This window comes from Sphingobium sp. B10D7B (genome assembly GCF_025961955.1).
In the GTDB taxonomy this organism is placed as follows: Bacteria; Pseudomonadota; Alphaproteobacteria; order Sphingomonadales; family Sphingomonadaceae; genus Sphingobium.
This window is the reverse complement of sequence record NZ_JAOQOQ010000001.1, coordinates 922,459-943,907: the sequence shown is the minus strand read 5'-3', so window position 1 is coordinate 943,907 and position 21,449 is coordinate 922,459. Positions and strand designations below refer to the sequence as shown.

The 21,449-nt window shown below is 65.0% G+C and carries 18 protein-coding genes and 1 tRNA gene; 10 read left to right on the top strand and 9 right to left on the bottom strand.

The features are described 5' to 3' along the window. The first annotated feature begins 134 nt into the window (after positions 1-134). The 7 genes from M2331_RS04425 (at position 135) to M2331_RS04395 (ending at position 9,388) form a co-directional block, all read left to right on the top strand. Positions 135-1,073 (top strand): ribokinase, encoded by a 939-nt coding sequence (locus M2331_RS04425; RefSeq protein WP_181559155.1) that lies wholly within the window; start codon positions 135-137, stop codon positions 1,071-1,073. Between the two features lie 75 nt (positions 1,074-1,148). Beyond that, positions 1,149-2,267: an LLM class flavin-dependent oxidoreductase gene (locus tag M2331_RS04420; RefSeq protein ID WP_181559154.1), complete on the top strand. Its 1,119-nt coding sequence runs from the start codon at positions 1,149-1,151 to the stop codon at positions 2,265-2,267. Then, positions 2,260-2,916, top strand: a complete 657-nt coding sequence (locus M2331_RS04415; protein ID WP_181559153.1) for a cysteine hydrolase family protein — start codon at positions 2,260-2,262, stop codon at positions 2,914-2,916. Before M2331_RS04420 ends, M2331_RS04415 begins: the two co-directional genes overlap by 8 nt. After that, on the top strand, positions 2,913-4,202 hold the full coding sequence (locus M2331_RS04410; RefSeq protein ID WP_181559152.1) for an MFS transporter: 1,290 nt from the start codon (positions 2,913-2,915) through the stop codon (positions 4,200-4,202). The genes M2331_RS04415 and M2331_RS04410 overlap by 4 nt, the downstream gene beginning before the upstream one ends. 103 nt (positions 4,203-4,305) lie before the next feature. Continuing rightward, positions 4,306-5,541, top strand: coding sequence for a CynX/NimT family MFS transporter (locus M2331_RS04405; RefSeq protein WP_181559151.1), 1,236 nt, complete (start codon positions 4,306-4,308; stop codon positions 5,539-5,541). Between the two features lies 1 nt (position 5,542). Next, on the top strand, positions 5,543-6,943 hold the full coding sequence (locus M2331_RS04400; protein WP_264592290.1) for a peptidase M20: 1,401 nt from the start codon (positions 5,543-5,545) through the stop codon (positions 6,941-6,943). A 99-nt stretch (positions 6,944-7,042) separates the two neighbouring features. Beyond that, positions 7,043-9,388, top strand: a complete 2,346-nt coding sequence (locus M2331_RS04395) for an acetamidase/formamidase family protein (RefSeq protein ID WP_181559150.1) — start codon at positions 7,043-7,045, stop codon at positions 9,386-9,388. Here M2331_RS04395 and M2331_RS04390 read toward each other — a convergent pair. The 9 genes from M2331_RS04390 to M2331_RS04350 all read right to left on the bottom strand — a co-directional run bounded on the left by M2331_RS04390 (position 9,378) and on the right by M2331_RS04350 (position 17,362). Continuing rightward, complete coding sequence (locus M2331_RS04390; protein WP_181559149.1) at positions 9,378-10,694, bottom strand: serine hydrolase domain-containing protein; 1,317 nt, start codon at positions 10,692-10,694, stop codon at positions 9,378-9,380. The genes M2331_RS04395 and M2331_RS04390 overlap by 11 nt on opposite strands. Beyond that, on the bottom strand, positions 10,694-11,506 hold the full coding sequence (locus M2331_RS04385) for a TauD/TfdA dioxygenase family protein (RefSeq protein ID WP_181559148.1): 813 nt from the start codon (positions 11,504-11,506) through the stop codon (positions 10,694-10,696). Before M2331_RS04385 ends, M2331_RS04390 begins: the two co-directional genes overlap by 1 nt. 78 nt (positions 11,507-11,584) lie before the next feature. After that, entirely contained in the window at positions 11,585-12,604 is a 1,020-nt protein-coding gene (locus tag M2331_RS04380) for a helix-turn-helix domain-containing protein (RefSeq protein WP_184117300.1), read from the bottom strand. Next, positions 12,585-13,676 (bottom strand): acetamidase/formamidase family protein, encoded by a 1,092-nt coding sequence (locus M2331_RS04375; RefSeq protein ID WP_181559146.1) that lies wholly within the window; start codon positions 13,674-13,676, stop codon positions 12,585-12,587. Before M2331_RS04375 ends, M2331_RS04380 begins: the two co-directional genes overlap by 20 nt. Before the next feature lie 40 nt (positions 13,677-13,716). Then, on the bottom strand, positions 13,717-14,499 hold the full coding sequence (gene ygiD, locus M2331_RS04370; RefSeq protein WP_181559145.1) for a 4,5-DOPA dioxygenase extradiol: 783 nt from the start codon (positions 14,497-14,499) through the stop codon (positions 13,717-13,719). A gap of 200 nt (positions 14,500-14,699) precedes the next feature. Next, positions 14,700-15,188: a VOC family protein gene (locus M2331_RS04365; RefSeq protein WP_264576193.1), complete on the bottom strand. Its 489-nt coding sequence runs from the start codon at positions 15,186-15,188 to the stop codon at positions 14,700-14,702. A gap of 141 nt (positions 15,189-15,329) precedes the next feature. Further along, complete coding sequence (locus M2331_RS04360) at positions 15,330-16,532, bottom strand: aromatic ring-hydroxylating oxygenase subunit alpha (RefSeq protein WP_181559143.1); 1,203 nt, start codon at positions 16,530-16,532, stop codon at positions 15,330-15,332. Positions 16,533-16,846: 314 nt separating this feature from the next. After that, a tRNA-Ala gene (locus M2331_RS04355) sits at positions 16,847-16,922 on the bottom strand. A gap of 110 nt (positions 16,923-17,032) precedes the next feature. Beyond that, positions 17,033-17,362: a TIGR02300 family protein gene (locus M2331_RS04350; RefSeq protein ID WP_181559142.1), complete on the bottom strand. Its 330-nt coding sequence runs from the start codon at positions 17,360-17,362 to the stop codon at positions 17,033-17,035. A gap of 172 nt (positions 17,363-17,534) precedes the next feature. Between M2331_RS04350 and aroA the strand changes: the two genes are divergently transcribed. The 3 genes from aroA (at position 17,535) to rpsA (ending at position 21,378) form a co-directional block, all read left to right on the top strand. Next, positions 17,535-18,875, top strand: a complete 1,341-nt coding sequence (gene aroA, locus M2331_RS04345) for a 3-phosphoshikimate 1-carboxyvinyltransferase (protein ID WP_181559141.1) — start codon at positions 17,535-17,537, stop codon at positions 18,873-18,875. Next, on the top strand, positions 18,872-19,501 hold the full coding sequence (locus M2331_RS04340; protein ID WP_181559140.1) for a (d)CMP kinase: 630 nt from the start codon (positions 18,872-18,874) through the stop codon (positions 19,499-19,501). Before aroA ends, M2331_RS04340 begins: the two co-directional genes overlap by 4 nt. Positions 19,502-19,677: 176 nt before the next feature. Then, positions 19,678-21,378 carry a 30S ribosomal protein S1 gene (rpsA, locus tag M2331_RS04335; protein ID WP_181559139.1) on the top strand — a complete coding sequence of 567 codons (1,701 nt, stop codon included), beginning with the start codon at positions 19,678-19,680 and terminating at the stop codon, positions 21,376-21,378. Positions 21,379-21,449 lie beyond the last annotated feature (71 nt).

Genomic DNA, 21,449 nt, shown 5'->3' with positions numbered 1-21,449 from the left:
GTGTACGCCCGTGGCGGCGCAGCGCTTTGCAAGGCAGACCGCAATTGTTGTCAGGGAGCGCACGCCGGCGCGCGGCGCATTGTGACGCGGCGCCGATCATGGTTGGGAGCGAGGCAGTATAGAAGGAGGCCGGCATGGCGGTGGTGGTAGCAGGATCGATCAATGTGGACCTGATCCAGTCCGTGGATGCCCTCCCCCGGCCCGGCGAAACGGTGCTTGCCTTGCAGTCCGAGCGCCTGCCCGGCGGCAAGGGCGCGAATCAGGCCGTCGCCGCAGCGCTCGCAGGGGCGCAGACGCGCATGATCGGTGCGGTCGGCGAAGACGAATCCGGCGTCTGGATGACTGAGCAGCTCTCCGCCGCTGGAGTCGACACCCTCGCAGTGATCGCTGTCGAAGGAGCGGCGACCGGCACCGCCTACATCACCGTCGACACGTCCGGCGAGAATCAGATCATCGTGGCGTCCGGCGCCAACGCCGCCTTGGCGCCCGCCATGGTCGATACCGTGGCAGACGCCGATATCCGCGTGGCTCAGCTCGAAGTGCCAGTCGAAACCGTCGCGGCATTCTTCGCAGCCTCACCGGGAAAGCAGGCGGTCCGAGTCCTCAATGCGGCCCCTGCGGTTCTTGAAGCCAAACGCCTGTTCGCCTCGACGGATGTGCTGATCGTCAACCAGCATGAGCTGGCCATTTATCTCGGCCGGCATGACGAGCGAGCGACGCCACAGGCCGCGCTGGCGGCCCGAACGTTGATCAGCCGCGACGATCAGCTCGTCATCGTCACGCTCGGCGCATCCGGCGCGGTGGCGGTGCGGGCAGGCAGCGCTGTACATGTCCCGGCCTTTCCGGTCGTGCCGCGCGACGCCGTGGGCGCGGGTGACTGCTTTGTCGGCGCGCTGTGCGCCATGCTCGATCGCGCCGGCGACGCTCGGCCAACGGACGAGGCCCTGCTGATCTTCGCCAATGCCGCGGCCGCCCTGTGCACGCAAAAGCCCGGTGCCGTACCCGCCATGCCGCTGCGGAGCGAGGTCGAAGCCTTCATCGCCGCCCATCCGAACGAGGGCCGACCAATATAATATGCGCGAATGATCAAGAACGGATCGGTCGGCGCGATAAGGTGGGCGTGCCAATAAGGTCACGGGATTGAGATTATGAGCGAGATTACGCCGACGCCCTTCGGGTTGCCCTCCGACACAGGAGGAAAGGATTTGGGCGTGTTCCTTCCCATCGCCAACGGCGGATGGATCCTCTCGAAAAACAAGCCGCACATCGATGCGTCCTACAGCTACTGCCGCGATGCGGCGGTGCTGACGGAAAAGCACGGGCTGGATTTCGCGATGGCGATGGCCAAGTACCGCGGCTTCGGCGGCGAGACCGAGCATTGGGACTATCAGCTCGATTCCTACCTCACCATTGCCGGGGTGGCGGAAGCGACCAGCCGGGTGAAGGTGTGGGGCACGGTTCACACGCTCCTGCAGAATCCAGGCGTTGTCGCCAAGATGGTCGCCACGCTGGACCAGATCAGCGGGGGCCGCGCCGGCCTCAACATCGTCACCGGCTCCTATAAGGATGAATTCGCGCAGATGGGCGCGTGGCGCGACGATGTGAACCATGATGAGCGCTACGACCTCGCTTACGAATGGATCCAGGCGATCAAGGCGCTGTGGACCGGCGAAACCGTCACGAAAGAAGGCAAATATTTCTCGCTGGAGGATTGCCGCTCGCTGCCGACGCCCTCCACCCGCCCCTTCCTCGTCTGCGCCGGCACCTCCGGCAAGGGCATGCGCTTTTCGGCTGACGAGGTGGATGCGATCTTCCTTTCCGGCGGGACACCGGAAGAACTCAAGACCGCCAGCGAGAAGGCCAAGGCTGTCGCTGCCGACATCGGCAAGCCGATCCGCACCTATTCGATGATGACGCCCGTATTCGGCGAGACCGATGCGGAAGCGGAAGCCTTTGCGCAATCCATCCGCGACGGCTTCGACGAAGGCGCGTTGCACGGCATGATGCGCGCTTATGGCTTCCTCGACAGCGAGATCGGCAAGGAAAACGACTTCACCCGCAAGAGCCGGGCCGGCTTCATGACCCCCCATGTCATCGGCACGCCCGAGACGGTGGTCGAGAAGCTCACCGAACTGTTCGAGGTTTCCGGCACGGACGGGCTGATGCTGATCTTCCCGGATTACATGAAGGACATCCCGATCTTCGGCGAGCGTGTCCTCCCGGTGCTGCGCGAGCGCTTCCCCGGCAAGGTTCCGGTCCATGCCTGACGCGGCGCTCGTGGACATTCCCCACGTCGCCGCCAGCGATCTGGCGGGGATGATCGCGCCCGAGCGCACCGCGCTCGTGCTGGTGGATATCCAGAACGACTGGGCCGCCCCCGAGGGCCTGCTCGGGCAGCATGGGGTGGATCTCTCCGCACCCCATGCTGCCATCGACAAGGCCGAGGAGCTGGTCGCCGCGGCGCGTACCGCTGGCGTCACGCTCGCCTTCGTGCGGGTGGTGACGACGCCCGAAACCGATTCCGAGGCGCTCAAGACCTTCTACACGCGTCGCGGCGAACCCGGCGGACAGGTCATCTGTCGCAAGGGCTATGGTGCTGACTATTATCGGCTCTTGCCCGAGCCGGGCGATATCGAGGTCGAGAAGGTTCTCTACGATTGCTTCCACGGCACCGACTTTGAGGCCCAGCTCACCGAGCGCGGTATCGACACGTTGCTGATTACGGGCCTGAGCACTGACTGCTGCGTTGACGCCGCAGCCCGCTCGGCCTTCCACCGCAATTTCAATGTGTTCGTCGTTTCGGACGCCACTGCCGCCTATGAGCCTGGCCTGCATGAAGCGACGCTCAAGGTGCTCAGTAAGAACTGCGCCCTTATGGTCACCACGCAAGCCGCCAAAACGGCCTGGGCGCAATGACCGCGCAGCCGGCGATCGCCCTCGACGCCGCGAACGGCCCTCTCAGCGAAGCGCCCGCACTGAACAAAAGCAGGACCGGCGTGCTGATCGCCGCCACGGCAGGCAATGCGCTCGGCAAGACCGCCACGGTTCATGCGGTTTTCGGCACCTTCCTCGTGCCCCTCTCTCAGGAATTCGGCTGGGCGCGGTCCAGCATTTCGATGGTGCTGGCGATCCTCGCCGTCGTGAGCGCCTGCATTTATCCGCTCGCCGGTCGCTATGCCGATCGGCATGGCACCCGCAACATGGTGCTGTTGGGCAATGTGCTGTTCGCCGCTTCGGTCGCCTGCCTTGCGCTCACGAACGGCAATTTAATGCTGTTCTACCTCAACTTTCTGGCCATCAGCCTGTTCGGCTCGCTGCCCGCTACCTCGGTCTTCTCGCGCCTGGTGGCGGAATGGTTCGACACCAATCGGGGCACCGCGCTTGGCGTGAGCGCAGGGCTCGGCAACGGCATTGGTTCGGTCTGCGTGCCGATCATGACCGCGCTGATCGTCTCCACCGCGGGCTGGCGCGCGGGCTATCTGGGGATCGGCGCGCTGATCCTTTGCGTCGGCTTTCCGATCTTTTTCTTCCTGCTGCGCGATGCACCGCGCCCGGCAGCGCCGAGCAACCCATCGGAGACAGCCTCCCACATCGTGGACGGCATGACCTTGCGTGAGGCCATCGGCACCGCACCCTTCTGGCTGATGCTCATCGCCATCGCGGCCGGTGGCGGGACCATGATCGCCGTGCTGAGCCATGTCGTGCCCATTCTGGCGGACCGTGGCTATGGCCTTGGCACCGGCACCGCCATCGTCAGCATCTTCGCGCTCACTGGCTCGCTCTGGCAGATCTTCACCGGACGCGTGCTCGACAAGAGCCGCGGGCCGCGCGTGGTCGTGCCGATGTATGCGCTGGCCATTCTCGGCCTGCTGCTGCTCGAATTTTCGCCCTTCGGCGCCCTTCTGCCCGTTGCCGGCCTGTGCCTTGGCATTGCGCTCGGCGCCCAGTTCGGCGCGCTGCCTTACTTCATCGCCCAATATTTCGGGCTGCGCAGCTTTGGCGTCATCATCGGCGTCATGTATTCGGCTGTCATCGGCGCGCAGGGCATCACGCCGGTGCTGATGGATCTGAGCTACGACATGATCGGCCATTATCGCGCGGCAGTGGTCGTCGCGGTCGGCGTCATGGCCGTCGGCAGCCTGCTGCTTTTTCTGCTTCCGCCCTACGCCGCCAGCACCAGGTCGTCTGCTCCCGCCGAATGAGACGGACGGCGGCTCGCCAAGCGAGAGGACGCCCCACGTCAAGACACCGGCACACCCAAACCGGCATCTTCCAGGCACTTACTCCAGATAGGCGAGTCGCTGCATGACCTATGAAGGACGGAAAAAATACCTGGCGCTGACGGCGTTCTGCCTGCTGTTTTTCATGCTCAACGCCTTCACCTTCAACGGGCTTGGCGTCGTGCTTCCCTATATGGTCGAGGAGATGGGCTGGCCCTGGGCCGTCGCCGGCCTTGGCTTCACATTCCTGGGCGTGGCGTGCGGCTTGTCCAGTCTTGCACCCGCTATCTCGATCCGGCGCCTCGGCGTTTCCCGCACGATGATGATCGGCGGCGCGCTTCTCCTCATCGGCTTCACCTGCCTGGCCGTCACCAGAACGGCGATGGTCTACTTCATCGGCACGGCGTTTGCCGGCGTCGGCTTCTCGATGTGCGGGACCACGGGCGGCGTGAACGTCATTTCCCACTCCTTCGAGAAGCGCTCGACCGCCATGGGCGTGTACTTCACCGCGGGCGGCATGGGCGCGGTTGTCGGGCCGCTGATCGCGTTTTCCACGCAGGCGATCACCGGCGAGTGGCGCCATTACTGGTGGACGGCCGCCATTGCCGCCGTGCTGCTCTCGATGTTCGCCGCCCTCGTCACCAGCGACCGGCCCGGTGATGCCGAGGTTGCGCCTAAGCCCCGGAAAGCCATGGCCACGGACGGCTGGACGGCACGGGCCGCGATGCGCACCGCGCAATATTACATCGTGGTCGGCGTCTACACCTCATTCCTGCTGATCAACACCACCGTCCACGGCTTTGCGGTGAAGCATCTGACCGAGACCGGCCTGACCATGGGTGCGGCCGCCACCGTGATGAGCGGCATTGCCCTCGTCAGCGCCGCCGGATCGATGATCGCCGGCATGGCGGGCGAGAAAATCGGCGCGCGCGAGCTCACCTTGCTCTCCATCACCTCCACCTCGCTCGGCGTGCTGGCGCTGATGATCGGCGGCAATCTGTTCGTCGTCTCGCTGGCCGTGATCGGTCTGGGTGTCGGCTTCGGCTTCAGCTATGTCAGCACGGCGATGTTGATGCTCAACCTGTTCGGCAAGCGCGCCAATCTGGAGCTCTATTCCACGATGAGCCTGATATCGACTGCAGCCGCCATCGGCCCGGCGCTGGGCGGCGTCATTCGTGACGAAACGGGCGGGTTCTCGCTTGTATTCCTCGGCTGCGCCCTGCTCGGCTTCATCTTCGTCGGAGCCTTGCTCTTGCTCCGCACGCCGGAGCTTCCCCAACAAGACACAGCGGAGGATGCCGAGCCCGCCTTGGCAGCATGACATGACCCAAGCCCAGCCCAAACCCGCTCCGATGTTCGCCAATCCCGCCACGGCTCCCTATCAGGTGACCGAAGCCGAGAAGGACGCGCTCGCCGCCGCCATCGATTCCGATGAGTTGGTCACCCTCGCCCTTGAACTCGGCAACATTCCGAGCCGCTCACGTGAGGAAGCCGCCGCCGCGCAATATGTCTATGACTGGATGGATCGCGAAGGCTTCCAGCCCCGCCGCGCCGGCGCCACGCCCGAGCGACCCAACATCATCGGCGAATATGGCGGCTTGGGTACGGGCGCCAACCTGCTCTTCACCGCCCATCTCGATACGGAAAGCCCGAGCGGCGACCTCTCGCAGGACAAGTTCCGCTATCGCGAGACAACGATGCGCGATCCGGAATGGACGCAGTGCTGGCTCGATGAGGATGGGCGCCTGCGCGGCTTCCCCATCTCCAACGATCGCGGGCCGATGGCCTGTTTCCTGATGGCGGCCAAAGCGCTCAAGAAGGCGGGCATCGGCCTTGCCGGCAAGGCCTGGCTCACCGCCTGCCCCGGCGAGATCGGCCCGGAGCCGATCGAGGAATTCTCCGGCATCGACTATCTCGGCAAGGATATCGGCGCGCATTATCTGTTCCACCATGGCGGCGTCGCGCCCGATTACGCCATTGCCGCCGAAGGCACGGATTTCGGCCTGACCTGGCAGGGCTGCGGCTATGCCCTCTTCCGCGTGCGCATCTTCGGCACCGGCATGTTCACGCCGATCTTGGAGACGCCGGAGACCGTCGCCCAGCACCTCAACCCCATCTATAAACTCGGCCCGGTCATCGACGCGCTGCACCAGTGGGGCCGGCAGTGGGAAGCGCAGGGCGTGTTCGAGACGGCTGGGGGCCTCTCCCTTCCCAAGACGCAGATCGCCTCAGTGCGCGCCGGTGCACCGACCGATTATGGCGCCGGCACCGAAGTGTGCGCCATCTATGTGGAAGTGTGCCTCGCGCCGGGGCAGAAATCCGCGCAGGCCTATCATCAGATCGTCGCGGCCATGCGCACGCTCGATCTCGACAGCTTCGATGTCGAGCCAATGGTCGTCCGCCACGGTTTCGTTGCCGACGCGGACGAAGTCGCGCCACTCGCCGGCGCGGTGGATGCCGCTACGCGCCTCGCCCGGCAGGCGCCGGTGGAGCGCGCGCATCCGGTCTATTCCAGCATGTGGCGCGACCATAATGTGTTCAACATGCAGGGCATTCCCGCCATCACAACTGGCATGCCACGCTGGCGCCCGACGCCCGAGGATCTGCACTCGAGCGCCCTCATCTACGCGCTGACCATGCTGGCAGTGTGCGGACGCTCCGAGCACGCACCGAATTCTGCTGCGATTTCATCTGTTTACGGAGGCAGGGATGACCCATTCTGAAACAGCCGCCGCGTGATGGATTGACCGGGCTCTCTCAGGCGCGCATCTTGGCGGGCATAAAGACCCGGGAGAGGCGCACCAAAACATAGAGAACCGCCGTTGCGCTCGACTACAAATGCCTACCCCAAGGAGCAGCGACTCAGCGCATGGAGCTTTGCGCTCAAGCGCCTTTCGATCACGCTGGAGGCCGCCGACGAGGCCACGCTCTACGGCGAGCTTATCCAGTTCACCAGCAGCAACGGAATCGTGTTTGTGCGCCTGCTGGCCACCGCTCAGGAATATACCGTTGATTTTCGCGACGAGCCGGGCTGCTTCTGGCTGGCCGTGACGCTCGATGCGCCCAGCATTGCGCGCAACGCCACCACCAGCTTCACCCTCGATGATGGTCACATGGTCTGCGCGCGCAGCGAAATGCCGATGTCGCTGCAGTTCACCGGCGATCACCGCGTGCTGCTGCTCAAGATTCCGCCGCGCGCGCTCGATCAGCGCCTCAAGGCCCTGCTGCCCGAAAAGCCCCGGCACCTTTCCGCCGACAGTGGCCCTGCCCGCCTGCTCTCGACCGTGCTGCGCTCGCTGGCGGACATGGGCAATGACGTGACGGACGAGGAACTGCGCCCCGTCGAACTGGCCCTCCCCGAGTTTCTGCTGGCCAGCCTGCTCAACGATGCGCCCGCCCGCGCGCTCGGTGGCGCGGCGGGCATGCGCGCCGCGCTGCTGGAGCGGATCTTCCAGACCATCGAGATGCGCCTCTCGGACCCCAATCTGAATTACCAGCAGGTCGCGGCCGAACATGGCATTTCCCCGCGCTATCTGCAGAAGCTTTTTGAATCGATCGACGACAGCTTTGGCCATTATGTGAAGGTGCGGCGGCTGGAGCGCTGCCGGCTCGACCTGCGCAGTCCGCTCCACGTCCAGAAATCTATCTCGGACATCCTGTTCCAGTGGGGCTTCAACGATTCCGCCTCGTTCAGCCGCGCCTTCCGCGAGCAATATGGCATTTCCCCGCGCGACTATCGCAAGATGCCGGCCGTGGACGAGGCCGATCATGGCCCCGACACCCTGCGGCGCGGTCGGTCGACGGCCAAGCGGGCGGTCAGCGACGAAGCCGCCGTCGCGCCGGTCGAGGAGTTGGACAGCGGCGAGGCGGAAACAGACGGCGTCGAGGCCAATGTCATCCCGGCGATCGGCGATGAAGGCACGGTGCGGCATCATCATCTGCCGGTGAGCCCGCGCACGGTCCATTGGGGCTATTTCAGCTCGGCGATCAAACCGGCGCTGATGGTGCGCTCGGGCGACTTCGTGACGGTGGAGACGCTAACCCACCACGCCAATGACGATCCCGAACGCATGGTCGAGGGCGATCATGGCGCAGAGAGCGTCTATCGCTGGGACGAGACAGGCCGGGCTATCGAGCGGCGCGGTGCTGGCCCGATGAGCGCCAGCGAGTTCGGGCGCGGCCCCGGCGAGGGCTTTGGCGTGCACATCTGCACCGGGCCGATCGCCATTCAGGGCGCGGAGCCGGGCGACATCATCGAAGTACGCATCCTCAGCCTGGAGCCGCGTCGGAGCGGCAATCCGCGCTTTCAGGGCAAGTCCTTCGGCAGCAATGCCGCAACCTTCTGGGGCTTCCACTATAACGATCTGCTCACCGAGCCTAAGAACCGCGAAGTGATCACCATCTACGAGGTTGAATCCGGCGGCGAACGGCGGCCCACGGCTCACGCGGTCTATTCCTATCATTGGACACCACAGACCGACCCCTCAGGCACCGTCCACGAGCGCTATGATTATCCTGGCGTGCCGGTCGATCCTGAGACGATCGAGCGCAATTACGACATCCTCCAGAATGTCGAAATCCCGATCCGCCCGCATTTCGGCGTCATCGCGCTGGCGCCGGCCCATGCCGAGCCGGTCGATACCATTCCGCCCAGCGCCTTTGGCGGCAATATGGACAATTGGCGGACCGGCCCCGGATCGAGCGTGTTCCTCCCCGTGCAGGTCTCGGGCGGACTGCTTTCGCTAGGCGACCCGCATGCCTCGCAGGGCGATTCCGAACTATGCGGCACCGCCATCGAATGCTCGATGACCGCGCTCATTCAAGTGATCCGCCACCCCGCCGGCGAGCTGACCGGCAAGCTGCGCGATCTCGATTATCCGATGATCGAAACCGAGACCGAATGGGTCATCATGGGTTTCAGTCACCCGGATTATCTGAAGGAACTGGGCGAGGACGCGCAGAGCGAAGTCTACAAGCGCGCATCCATCGATGCCGCCATGCGCGACGCGTTCCGCAAGGCGCGGCGCTTCCTGATGACCACCAAGGATCTCTCGGAAGACGAAACCATCTCGCTTCTGTCGGTCGGGGTGGATTTCGGCATCTCGCAGGTCGCCAACGGCAATTGGGGCGTCCACGCGATCATTCGCAAGGAACTGTTTACCGCCTGATCGCTGGCTCCTGCTCGGCAAGCACGGCCTGCGCTGCCTGATCGACGAGGCCCCGCAATCTGATCGTGCGATCCACCAAGGCGGGGCCGACCAGCACATTGGTCATCACGATGGCGACCAGATTTCGGCCGGGATGGACGAAGAAATAGCTGTTGGCAGAGCCCGACCAGCCGCCGGCGCCGGCCGGCATCCCGCCGCGCTGCTCGCTGACCGCATCGCCGAGGCCCAGGCCATAGCCGAACAGGACATTCTCGTGCGGCTGCCCGCCAGTCTCCAGCCGGGGCTGGAACATCTGGTCCACTGTCTCGGGCCGGAGGAGGCGCTTGCCGTGCCATGCCCCCCGATTGGCCAGCATCTGCGCGAAGTTCAGATAATCATGCAGTGTGCCGGCCAGCGCCCCGCCGCCGTCGAACGGCCGGGCGGGGTCGCGATATTCGGACGTCGCCGCCGGCTCGATAGCCTGCAGGCCGCCGTCCACCGCCGCATAATTGGTGACGAGCCGCGTGGCGCGCGCATCGTCCACCACGAAGCGCGTGTCCGTCATCTCGAGCGGATCGAAAATGCGGGCTTGCAAGAACGCATCGAGGCCCTGCCCCGTCACCCGCTCGATCAGCGCGCCCAGAATGCCGGTGGAATTGCCATAAGAGAAGCGCGCGCCGGGCTGATGCAGCAGCGGGGCCTTGGCGAGGCGCGCGATCAGCTCGTCCATCGTTCTGGCTGGAGGCGCATCATCGGCATTCTGCCCGACCCCGCCAGCGCGCATCACGCCATGGCGGCGATAATATTGCTGCACCGGGCCGTTGCCGGTGAAATTGTAAGTTACCCCGCTGCTGTGGGTCAGCAGATCGCCAATGGTCACCGGGCGGTTCAGCGGCTCGGTCACCATCGCATCGAGGCTGCCGCTCTTGTAGACCCGCAGATCCGCGAATTCCGGCATGTAGCGGCTGAGCGGCGCATCGATGGCGATCTTGCCTTCTTCCACCAGCATCATCACCGCGACGCTCGTAATCGGCTTGGTCATCGAATAGAGCCGGAAGATCGCATCGGCGGGCAGTACGCGGCCGGCTTCCAAATCCAGCTTACCGATCGAAACGCGAAGCCGCTCCCGGCCGTCCTTGACGATCACGGCTTGCGCATTGGGCAGCTCCCGCGCGTCGACCATGGCCTGCAGCCCCGCACGCAGGGCGGCCAGTGCATCGGTCGGCGCGACGGCCTCTGCCGCAGCACCGGCCTTGGCCGCGAGCGGCGTGGCCGTCAGCCAGAGACAGGCCAGCGCACCAGCCGCCAGTCGGGCGGCGGCCCGCATCAGTACGGCCGGTCGCCTGCGATCGTCACCCGATAGCCCGAGCGTGTTTCCGGGAAATAATCCCAGGTCGCGAAATGCTGAGTGCAGCGATTGTCCCAGAAGGCGACCGAATGCGGCTGCCAGCGGAAGCGGACCTGGAAATTCGGGTTCTTAACATGCTCGGTGAGGAAGCGCAGCACCGCATCTCCTTCCTCGGCCGAGAGGCCGTTGATCTTGATCGTCTTCGACTTGCTGATGAACAGGCATTTGCGCTTGGTCACCGGGTGGGTGCGGACGACAGGGTGCGTGTTGCGTGGGTAAACCTTGTCCACATCCGGGAACAGCTCGCGATAGATGTGGTTGGAATCATGGACCGCCGTCAGCGGTTCCAGAAAGGCCTGCATGGCCGGCGACAGCGCGTCGTAGGCGGCATACATGCTCGACCACAGCGTATCGCCGCCCGTGGGGGGCACGGTGTGCATGTACAGAATGCTGCCCATCGGCGGTTCGGCATCTTCGCTCAGGTCCGAATGCCAGTCCTCGCCGGCGATGAACTTGCTGTTCGCATCCGCATGGATCGCTACGATTTCGGGATGCTCGGCAAGGCCGGACACACCGCTGTGCAGCGCCAGCTCGCCGAAATAGCGGCCGAGGCGCTTGTGATTGTCATGCTCCAGATTCTGGTCGCGGAAGAACAGCACCTGATGTTCCATCAGCGCATCATGCAACTCGCTGACGACCTTGTTGCCGAGCGGGGCGTTCAGATCGACCCCGAACACTTCGGCACCGATCCGCCGGGTGACGGGGCGGATATCAAGAACATCATATGACATGGCGAACAACCTCGACTGGAACGTAACCCTTGGCATGTGGGCTGCGCGATCATGCGCCAGCGGCGCACACACGTCTTGTCAGCCCGCGAAAGCTCGATTGTCCGGCAGCGCCTGCCGCGCATTGGCGCGGGTCTGGCGGGGCGCCTCCTCGAAGCGCTCGCGATAGGCCCGGCTGAAATGCGCCGACTGGTTGAAACCCCAGCGGAAGGCGATCTCGGAAATGCTCAATTGCGCATGAAGCGGATTGACGAGATCGGCCCGCGCGCGCTCAAGGCGGCGCCCCTTCACATAGCCGGTCACCGTCTGCCCTGAGCGCGCAAAGAGCTGCTGGATATAGCGCACAGATACGCCCTCGCTGCGCGCAACGGACTGCACCGAGAGGTCCGCGTCGGTCAGATTGGTTTCGATCGTGCGGCAGATCCGCTCGAACTGCCGAGCGCGGTGCGCGGCGGCACCACCCTTGGCCTCCACGCCGCCGGCATGCGCGATCACCGGGACGAGCAATTCGATCAGCGCCGTCTCAAGCGGCGCGAATTCGCGCGCCCGGCCTTGCGAGAGCGAGTCAGCGGCGCTGCGCAACAGCGCCAGCAGCGCATGGGCCACCAGACTGTCCGGCTGAATAACGCCGATCCGCCGCGCCAGCGGCGCCAGCATCCGGGCGTCGATCGCGACGCTGGGGATGCGCACGAAGAACTGGCGGAACTGCGTCTTGAACCGAAGCGCGGCGTCGACGCCCGTCGCGCCATAGATGAGGCAGTCGCCGGTGAGCGGCATCACGCCTTCATGCGTCTCCAGCGAGGCCTCGCCATCAATGAGCAGACCCAGCCACAGGCCGGGCGCGGCCCCCGGCGTGCGACCCGCGATGGTAAGGGCGCCGCCCGTCACCACCGCGAATTCAAAGCCCATCGGCGAGGTAATAGCGAGCACCGACCCGCCTGCCTCCGCCGTATTGGGAAACGGCATTTGGAGGCGCTGCATGGCGGCGGCCCATGCCGGGGCGCGCTCCGCCGCCGGCAGCGACGCGACGTCGAAGGACCAGGCGTCCGGACTGGAGACTGCCTCCCCAGGCCGGGCCGGATCAGCGGGGATCGCGGACACTGCCCTTGTTCGGGAACATGCCACGGTCGATCCGCACATGGATGCCCTGCGTGCCATCGACAACCTGCGTCACGCCGAAGTCGGCACCGACGCTCATCAGCGAATAGGCATCGGTCCGCGACAGGCCCTGATGCTCGGAGAGCAGCTCGATCATGTCCATGGCGGCATTCTTCATCGCCGCATCGAGATCATCGCCAAAGCCGTGGACGATCCAGTGATTGGGCGTCTCCAGCAGCGGCGATGGGAACTTGAAATCCTTACGCAGGATGATCTGGAACAGCACGTCGAGCGAGGCTTCGATGGCCGTGCCGCTGATCTCGCCATCGCCCTGGCTGACATGCGGATCGCCGATGGAGAACAGCCCGCCCTTCACCTGCACGGGATAATACATGCGGGCATTGGCGCCGATCCGCCAGTTATCGATATTGCCGCCATGCAGGCCCGGCGGGATGGTGCTGACCGGCGCATCGACCGCAGGCGCGACGCCGGCGGTGCCCAGATGCGGGCGGGCAGGAATGGTTACGCCGGGCAGCGCCGGTTGCCGGTCGCAATGCGGGCAATTGGTGATGCGGCCAGGCGTCGTATAAACGCCCTCGACATCATAGGCGTAAAGCGCGGTGGCGGTGTTGGCGTTCGGGTCCAGCTCGTAGATCGTCACCCGCTCGGTCTCGCCGAATTCCTTATAGAGATGCCCCCAGTTCGCCTGCAGATTGGACCCGTAGTTGAAGCGCGGCGTCATCTGGAAATAGCGCACTTCCAGCATGTCGCCGGGCTCTGCGCCCTCGACATAGATCGGCCCGGTCATGATGTGACAGCCCGGTGCGCGCGTGCTGGGATCGACCTCGGTAAAGATGCGCTGGATGTGCTCGTCGAACATCAGCTCGGGATCATCGCCGGCGTGGTGCGTCACCGCCTGCGCCTGGATGAGATCGCCGCTCTTGACGGTCAGCGCTGGTTTCAGTTCCGGTGAGAAGAAGCCCCAGTGCACGGTCTCAGGCGTCGCCCGCAAATAGTGCAGCGCTCCGGGCTGCGTTTCGCTCCGTCGCATTCCATGATTGCAGATCAGCGCCATAATTCCCCTGCTCGTCAGTCAGTGTTGGGTTTGTGGAGGCTCAGGAAGCCCCGATGAGAATGCTCGTCATGCCGAGCGACTTGTGATGGATGAAATTGGGGTGCAGCTGCGCTTCCTCGCCCGGATGACGCGCACCCAGCACATAGAGCAGCGGCCAGAAATGGTCCGGCGTCGGCACCGACAGGCGGGCATCGTCGCCCAGCGCCGCGAAATCGATGACCGTCTGCGGCCGATCCGCGACCACGGCATCCAGCATCGTGCTGTTGAACCGGTCGGCCCACGGATAGGGCTCGGCATCCGGGTTGTTCCAGTCCATCGCCGGCAGATTGTGGACGATGTTGCCGGTGCCCATGATGAGCACGCCTTCGTCGCGCAGCGGGCGGAGCATCTGGCCGATCTTCCAGTGCTGCTCAGGCGTGGCATTCACGTCCATGCCCAGCTGCACGACCGGAACATCGGCCTCGGGATAGGCGTGGACGAGCACCGTCCAGGTGCCATGATCCAGGCCCCAATTGGCATCCATATGGACCGGCACGGGATCGAGCAGTTCGGCCACACGCCGCGCCAGGGCGGGGTCGCCGGGCGCCGGATATTGCATGTCGAACAGGGCCTGCGGGAAGGCGCCGAAATCGTGGATCGTGCGGGGCTGCGCCATCGCCGTCACGGCCGTGCCGCGTGTCAGCCAGTGCGCCGAGATGCACAGGATCGCCTTGGGCTTGCCGATGCTCTGTGCGATGCCCTGCCAGGCCTGCGTGGTGCTGCTCTGCTCGAGCGCCACCATGGGGCTGCCATGGCCGAAGAAGATCAGCGGCAGGCGGCTCATTGTCCGGCTCCTGTTGCGCAGGCGCGCCTTGCGGACAGACAGGGTTGAACTTGTAGGCTCATGGTCGCTTTTGCCTCATGCTTGCCGCTCGGGCCGTTGCATTGGATGACTGGAGGCTATGGGAAGGGTTGCGGCCCGGTCTTGCAGATTGGCGCACAACATGTTGTTCCGCCAACCCGCCAGCGGGCCGCGCGCACCCCTCATTCCTTGGTGAACGTCTCGGGAATCTGCGGATTTTCGCCCGCCTTGCCCCACAGCAGGATCTCATTGCCCCAGGGGTCGACAAAGCAGTGGTTATAGCCGTTGAACTCGGCCCAATAATGGTCGCGCCACAGCAGCGTCGCGCCCAGTTCCTGCGCCGTCGCCAGGATTCGATCCGCCGAATCATCGTCGCTGATCAACACCCAGATGCGCGGCTTGCGGCCATCGCTGGCGATATGGCGCGGCGCGACGCCTGCCGGGTCGGGATGCGGGCGCATATTGTCGACCTTGGCGATGCCCATATGGAGATTGCCGATCTCGCTGTCCGTCCCGTCCTTCTTCTTGAAGAAGCCGCCCGGCACCATGCGGTGATAGACGCCCATCGGGCGGGGATCATTCTCCCAGCCGAAGACCTGCGCGTAGAATTCGCCGGCAGCATTGGGATCGTCGGCGGGAATATCGAAGAAAATAAGCGAATTGGTCATCATCACCTCTGACTGGACACAAGCCTTTCGGCCGCCGCGCCAGTTAGGCAGCGCGGCGGACGCGAAGCTGTGTCTCCTGCGAACAATGTTTTGATTTCGGGCCTCAGCCCGTCGCGGCGAGGCCCTGCCCCGCCGCCGGCGAGATCAGGAGGTTGCGTGCAACCGCGTGACCGGCGCCGAGGGGCCGCGACGACGGTCCCACTCCTGCTGGTAGCGGTCCACCAGCCACACATTGAGCTGGCGCTGCGCATCTTCCTGCCAGCTATAGCGCCCGCGCGGGGCGAAGCGGGACGAGAGCCCCTGCTGCACCAGCAGATCGACGTGCAGATCCTGCGCGACGATATCCGCCGTGTGCTCGTCATTGATCCGGCGCTTTTCCTCGAACTCCGGGTCCTCGAAGGCGCTGGGATGATAGAGGCTGCCGAAGGTCAGGCCGTGCGTGGTCGGCGAACGCGCATCCATGATGAGGTAGATCACCACATCGTTGAGCACGACCAGCGACAGCGTCGGCGGCAGGTTCACGAACAGCAGCCGGCTCTGCTCCTCCTCCGTCAGCTTGGGGAAGACCGGCAGCAGCGCCTTCTCGGTGGGGTTGAAGCTCGCATTGGGGTGCGTGGACCCGTTGAGGCGATAATAGCCCGCCGTCTCGCGCGGCACTTCGGGGAAGCTCGCCAGCGAACTCGGGACGAAATCGTGCAGCCCCTGGTGAAGCCGGCTGGCATGATAACCATCATTGTTATTCTCGAACTGGACCTTCCAGTTCCACGGATATTCGTGGGACAGCGGCTCGGGGCCGCGCAGGCTGGCAAACTCGTAATTCGCCACCACCGGCTCGATCGGCCCCATGCGCGATGCCAGCGATTCCGCTTCGGAATCGAAATTGACGAAGATGAAGCCGTGCCACAGCTCCACCTTGAGCTTGGGCAGATTATACTGCGCCTTGTCGAAATTGCAGGTGCGGCCCATCGCCGGCGCGCCGACCAGCTTGCCGTCCAGATCATAGGACCAGTGGTGATAGGGGCAGGTGAAACCGCGCGTATTGCCCTTGCCTTCCGCCACCAGCATGGCGCGGTGCTGGCACACGGCGGACATCGCCTTGATCTCCCCGTCCCGCCCGCGCGAGATGATGATCGGCTCATTGGCGTGGCTGGTCGTGAAGAAATCCCCGACCTCCGCGATCCACTCGTCCCGCCCGACGCAGAGCCACTCGCGATAGAACAGCGCGTCCTTCTCGAAGTCGTAGAACTCCTGACTCGTGTAGATCTCCGGCGGCAGCGTCTCCGCCTCGTCCGTGGGCTTCACCGAGGAGGCAAAGCTGTCGAAGAACTTGTCGGTCAGAAGAGTCATGTCACATCCTCGCAATTGGCGACCACGCCGCGCCGCGCGTTCAGTCCCGACCCTCGGCCAGAACCGCCATGCAGCGCGAAGCACCCCAGGCTGAGAAGATGTGTACCAACCGCCGCCCCGACTGGCTTTGCGCCGGGCGACCAACTTTTTGTCGAGAGAGGCAGGGTGGACCGGGTGGCGCGAAGCTGCGCGGGTTGGCCGGCGCCGTCAATAAGAGAGGTTGGGGTGCATTCCGGACGCGGCGCTGGCCCGACGCCGCGCATTCACGACGGGGCACGCTCTATAGCGCTTAACCTGTCTGCGATAAGGGGAAATGGTGGAGCCGAGGGGGATCGAACCCCTGACCTCTACACTGCCAGTGTAGCGCTCTCCCAGCTGAGCTACGGCCCCGATCATTGCAGCGGCGACGGGTGGGTCCGTCGCGGCGAGGCGCTGCCTTTAGGTCAGGCTCTGCCTCGCTGCAAGTCCATTTTTTATGGCGCGCAATCTTTCCTGCGCGCTCAGTTTTCTTCGTCGTTATCGTCGCCGGCATCGACGCCGAGATCGTCATCGCCGCCGAGATCGACGTCGTTGTCGGGCGAGCCTTCGGCCTCATCGACGTCGATGTCGATGTCCAGATCATCGTCCGCCGTGCTTTCCGTATCCGCGCCGGCCGCGACCTTCTGCGGCGCTTCCTCGAAGGGCAGCGGCTGCTTGGACTTGAGCACGGGCTCGGGCGTCCAGACATTGCCGCATTCGATGCATGTCACGGGCTCGTCCTTGCCCAGATCATAGAAGCGCGTTGCGCATTTGGGGCAGGTCCGCTTCGATCCCCATTCAGGCTTCACCATGTGCCGCCTCATCCTTCCAGAGAGTAATAGCCAAGTGCGCGGACAGGCAGGCCTGCCGCGAAGTGTGGGGCGCCTTGCCATAGCGGGCGGGCACTGTCAAAAGCAGTTCGCCATTTTTATTGCCCGCCCTCCTGCTCCGCGCAGCGACGGCCATTTTTCGGACCTGATTTTCATGACTGACATTGCGCGCAACATGCTCTTCGAGCCTGGCGCTCCGCTGCGCGGCACGGTGACCGTGCCCGGCGACAAGAGCATTTCCCACCGATCCCTGATGTTGTCCGCGCTGGCGGTGGGCGAGAGCTGCGTCTCCGGCCTGCTGGAAGGCGAGGACGTGCTGGCAACGGCGGCGGCGATGCGGGCGCTCGGCGCGCAGATCACGCGCGGCGAGGATGGCGTGTGGCGCATTCATGGCGTCGGCGTCGGCAGCCTGACGCAGCCCGCGACCGCGCTCGACATGGGCAATAGCGGCACCTCGACGCGCCTGCTGATGGGCCTGCTGGCGAGCCATGATCTCACCGCGACCTTCGTAGGCGATGCCTCGCTGAGCAAGCGCCCGATGGGCCGGGTCACCACACCGCTCGGGCTGATGGGCGCCGAGTTCATGACCTCGCCGGGCGGCCGCCTGCCGCTCACCATGCGCGGCATCGCCCCGGCGGTGCCGATCGAGTACCGGTTGCCGGTTGCATCGGCCCAGGTGAAGTCGGCCGTACTGCTCGCCGGCCTCAACACGCCCGGCATCACCCGCGTCATCGAGCCGGTGCCAACACGCGATCATAGTGAGCGGATGCTACGCGGCTTCGGGGTGGACCTGGTCGTGGGGATCGAAGCAGACGGCACGCGGATCATCTCGCTGACCGGTGAGGCCGAACTCAAGCCACAGACGCTGGTGGTGCCGGGCGACCCCTCCTCCGCCGCCTTCCCCGTGGTCGCGGCGCTGATCACGCCGGGGTCGGACATCACCGTCACCAATGTCGGCATGAACCCCACCCGCACCGGCCTGTTCGCCATGTTGCAGGCGATGGGCGCGGACCTGACGCTGACCAACCAGCGGGAAGTCGGTGGCGAGCCGGTCGCGGATATCGTCGCGCGCCACAGCACGCTCACAGGCATCGACGTGCCACCCGAGGTCGCGCCGAGCATGATCGATGAATTCCCGATCTTCTTCGTCGCGGCAGCCTGCGCACAGGGCACCACCCGCACCACCGGGCTGGATGAGCTGCGGGTGAAGGAATCGGACCGACTCGCCCTGATGGCGCAGGGCCTCGCCCGCCTCGGCGTGTCGGTAGAGGAGACACCCGACGGCCTCATCATCCACGGACGCGGTGGCGAGCCGCTGGACGGCGGCAATGAACCGCCGACGATCGGTGCCGATCTCGATCACCGCATCGCGATGAGCTTCGCGGTCGCCGGTCATCACACGCGCGGCGGCCTCATCATCGACGATATGAGCCCGGTCGCAACGAGCTTTCCCGGCTTCACCGACATGCTGGCCACGCTCAAGGGCGCGGCATGATCATTGCCGTCGATGGTCCCGCTGCCTCCGGCAAAGGCACAATCGCGCGGGCGCTGGCCCGGCATTATGGCCTGCCCCATCTCGACACGGGCCTGCTGTATCGCGCCGTTGGTATGACAGTCGCGCGGCAGGGCGGGGACGCCGACAATCCGGCCGATGCCGCAGCGGCCTGCGCTTTTCCGGACAGCCTGCTCGCCGATCCGGCGCTGCGGTCGGAGGAAGCCGGCCCCCTCGCCAGCCGCGTCTCTCGTCACCCGCAGGTGCGCGCGGCGCTGCTGGAGCGGCAGCGTGCCTTCGCCGCACAGCCGGGCGGCGCGGTGCTCGACGGGCGGGATATCGGCACGGTGATCGCGCCGGATGCTGACGCCAAATTGTTCGTCACCGCCAGCCTTGCGGTGCGCGCACAGCGCCGCCATGCGGAGCTCACCGCCCATGGCCATCCCGTCGCGCTGGAGGCCCTCTCCGCCGACCTCGCCGAGCGCGACGCGCGTGACATGCAGCGCGCCGATGCGCCCCTGAAGCAGGCCCAAGATGCGGACTTGCTGGATACCAGCAATTTGAGTATAGACGCCGCCGTTCAGCATGCGATCGCGCTGGTGGACGCTCGCCTGAAGAGTCGCCATTAGACGGCTTGGATGAGGCGCTTCGCGTTGCGAGGCGCCCTTTTGCTTTTCCCAAAGCACGAGTGATCGCCTTCGCGCCGCCTGGTGAATGCCCGGCCGGCATGAGGTCGTTCGGGCAGTTTGGCCAAAGACCACCGGAGACAACCGGTTGGCCAGCAACGACTTGAAGGAACTCTTACATGGCCTCTCAGGCAAACCCGACGCGCGATGATTTTGCCGCGCTTCTCAATGAATCTCTTGGTGGTGCAGACGGCGGCTTCGAAGGCCGCGTGGTCAAGGGCACCGTCACCGGCATCGAAAACGACCTCGCCGTCATCGACGTGGGCCTCAAAAGCGAAGGCCGCGTGCCGCTGCGCGAGTTCGCCATGCCCGGCCAGAAGGCCGATCTGAAGGTTGGCGACGAAGTCGAGGTCTATGTCGACCGCGTCGAGAACAGCAATGGCGAGGCCATGCTCTCGCGCGACCGCGCCCGCCGCGAAGCCGCGTGGGACAAGCTGGAATCCGAATTCGCCGAGAGCGCCCGCGTTGAGGGTGTCATCTTCGGCCGCGTGAAGGGCGGCTTCACCGTCGATCTCGACGGCGCCGTGGCCTTCCTTCCCGGCAGCCAGGTCGACATCCGCCCCGTGCGCGACGTCACCCCGCTCATGGACATTCCGCAGCCCTTCCAGATCCTCAAGATGGACCGTCGTCGTGGCAACATCGTCGTGTCGCGTCGCGCGATCCTGGAAGAGACCCGCGCCGAGCAGCGCAGCGGCCTCATCCAGACGCTGAGCGAAGGCCAGATCATCGAGGGCGTGGTCAAGAACATCACCGATTACGGTGCGTTCGTTGATCTGGGCGGCATTGACGGCCTGCTGCACGTCACGGACCTGAGCTACAAGCGGATCAACCACCCGAGCGAGATGATCAACATCGGCGACACGGTGAAGGTGCAGATCATCCGCATCAACCGCGACACGCAGCGCATCAGCCTCGGCATGAAGCAGCTCGAGAGCGATCCGTGGGAAGGCGCATCGGCCAAGTACCCGATCGGCGCCAAGCTCTCCGGCCGCGTCACGAACATTACCGAATATGGTGCGTTCGTCGAGCTGGAGCCCGGCATCGAGGGTCTGGTCCACGTTTCGGAAATGTCCTGGACCAAGAAGAACGTCCACCCCGGCAAGATCGTTTCGACGAGCCAGGAAGTGGAAGTTCTGGTGCTCGAGGTCGATGCCGAGAAGCGTCGCATCAGCCTTGGCCTCAAGCAGGCCCAGTCCAACCCCTGGGAGAGCTTTGCCGAGCGTCACCCGGTCGGCAGCCAGGTCGAGGGCGAAGTCAAGAACGCCACCGAGTTCGGCCTGTTCATCGGCCTGGACGGCGACGTCGACGGCATGGTTCACATGTCCGACATCGCGTGGGGCATCTCCGGCGAGGACGCGCTCAACCTGCACCGCAAGGGCGAGACCGTTCAGGCCATCGTGCTTGACGTGGACGTCGAGAAGGAACGCATCAGCCTCGGCATGAAGCAGCTCGAAAAGGGTGCGCCGGCAGCTGGCGCGGTGCGTGGCACCGGCCTCAACAAGAACGAGACCGTGACCGTGACCGTTCTGGAAGTCCGCGACGGCGGCCTGGAAGTTCAGGCTGGCGACGACGGCGTGACCGGCTTCATCAAGCGCAGCGACCTTGGCCGCGACCGCGACGAGCAGCGCCCCGAGCGCTTCCAGGTCGGCCAGAAGTTCGACGCACTGGTGATCGGTTTCGACCGCTCCAAGAAGCCGAACTTCTCGGTCAAGGCGCTCCAGATCGCCGAAGAGAAGCAGGCTGTCGCGCAGTACGGTTCGTCCGACAGCGGCGCGTCGCTGGGCGACATTCTGGGTGAGGCGCTCAAGGCGAAGAACTGATCGCCGGGGCTTTTCCCACCCTCTAATAATTGCGGCAGTGGGCCGGTCGAGCAATCGGCCGGCCCGCTCCG

Coding starts and splice junctions, on each gene's coding strand:
- M2331_RS04425 (WP_181559155.1), top strand. CDS start 135: ATGGCGGTGGTGGTAGCAGGATCGATCAATGTGGACCTGATCCAGTCC.
- M2331_RS04420 (WP_181559154.1), top strand. CDS start 1,149: ATGAGCGAGATTACGCCGACGCCCTTCGGGTTGCCCTCCGACACAGGA.
- M2331_RS04415 (WP_181559153.1), top strand. CDS start 2,260: ATGCCTGACGCGGCGCTCGTGGACATTCCCCACGTCGCCGCCAGCGAT.
- M2331_RS04410 (WP_181559152.1), top strand. CDS start 2,913: ATGACCGCGCAGCCGGCGATCGCCCTCGACGCCGCGAACGGCCCTCTC.
- M2331_RS04405 (WP_181559151.1), top strand. CDS start 4,306: ATGACCTATGAAGGACGGAAAAAATACCTGGCGCTGACGGCGTTCTGC.
- M2331_RS04400 (WP_264592290.1), top strand. CDS start 5,543: ATGACCCAAGCCCAGCCCAAACCCGCTCCGATGTTCGCCAATCCCGCC.
- M2331_RS04390 (WP_181559149.1), bottom strand. CDS start 10,694: ATGCGGGCCGCCGCCCGACTGGCGGCTGGTGCGCTGGCCTGTCTCTGG.
- M2331_RS04385 (WP_181559148.1), bottom strand. CDS start 11,506: ATGTCATATGATGTTCTTGATATCCGCCCCGTCACCCGGCGGATCGGT.
- M2331_RS04375 (WP_181559146.1), bottom strand. CDS start 13,676: ATGGCGCTGATCTGCAATCATGGAATGCGACGGAGCGAAACGCAGCCC.
- ygiD (WP_181559145.1), bottom strand. CDS start 14,499: ATGAGCCGCCTGCCGCTGATCTTCTTCGGCCATGGCAGCCCCATGGTG.
- M2331_RS04365 (WP_264576193.1), bottom strand. CDS start 15,188: ATGATGACCAATTCGCTTATTTTCTTCGATATTCCCGCCGACGATCCC.
- M2331_RS04360 (WP_181559143.1), bottom strand. CDS start 16,532: ATGACTCTTCTGACCGACAAGTTCTTCGACAGCTTTGCCTCCTCGGTG.
- M2331_RS04350 (WP_181559142.1), bottom strand. CDS start 17,362: ATGGTGAAGCCTGAATGGGGATCGAAGCGGACCTGCCCCAAATGCGCA.
- aroA (WP_181559141.1), top strand. CDS start 17,535: ATGACTGACATTGCGCGCAACATGCTCTTCGAGCCTGGCGCTCCGCTG.
- M2331_RS04340 (WP_181559140.1), top strand. CDS start 18,872: ATGATCATTGCCGTCGATGGTCCCGCTGCCTCCGGCAAAGGCACAATC.
- rpsA (WP_181559139.1), top strand. CDS start 19,678: ATGGCCTCTCAGGCAAACCCGACGCGCGATGATTTTGCCGCGCTTCTC.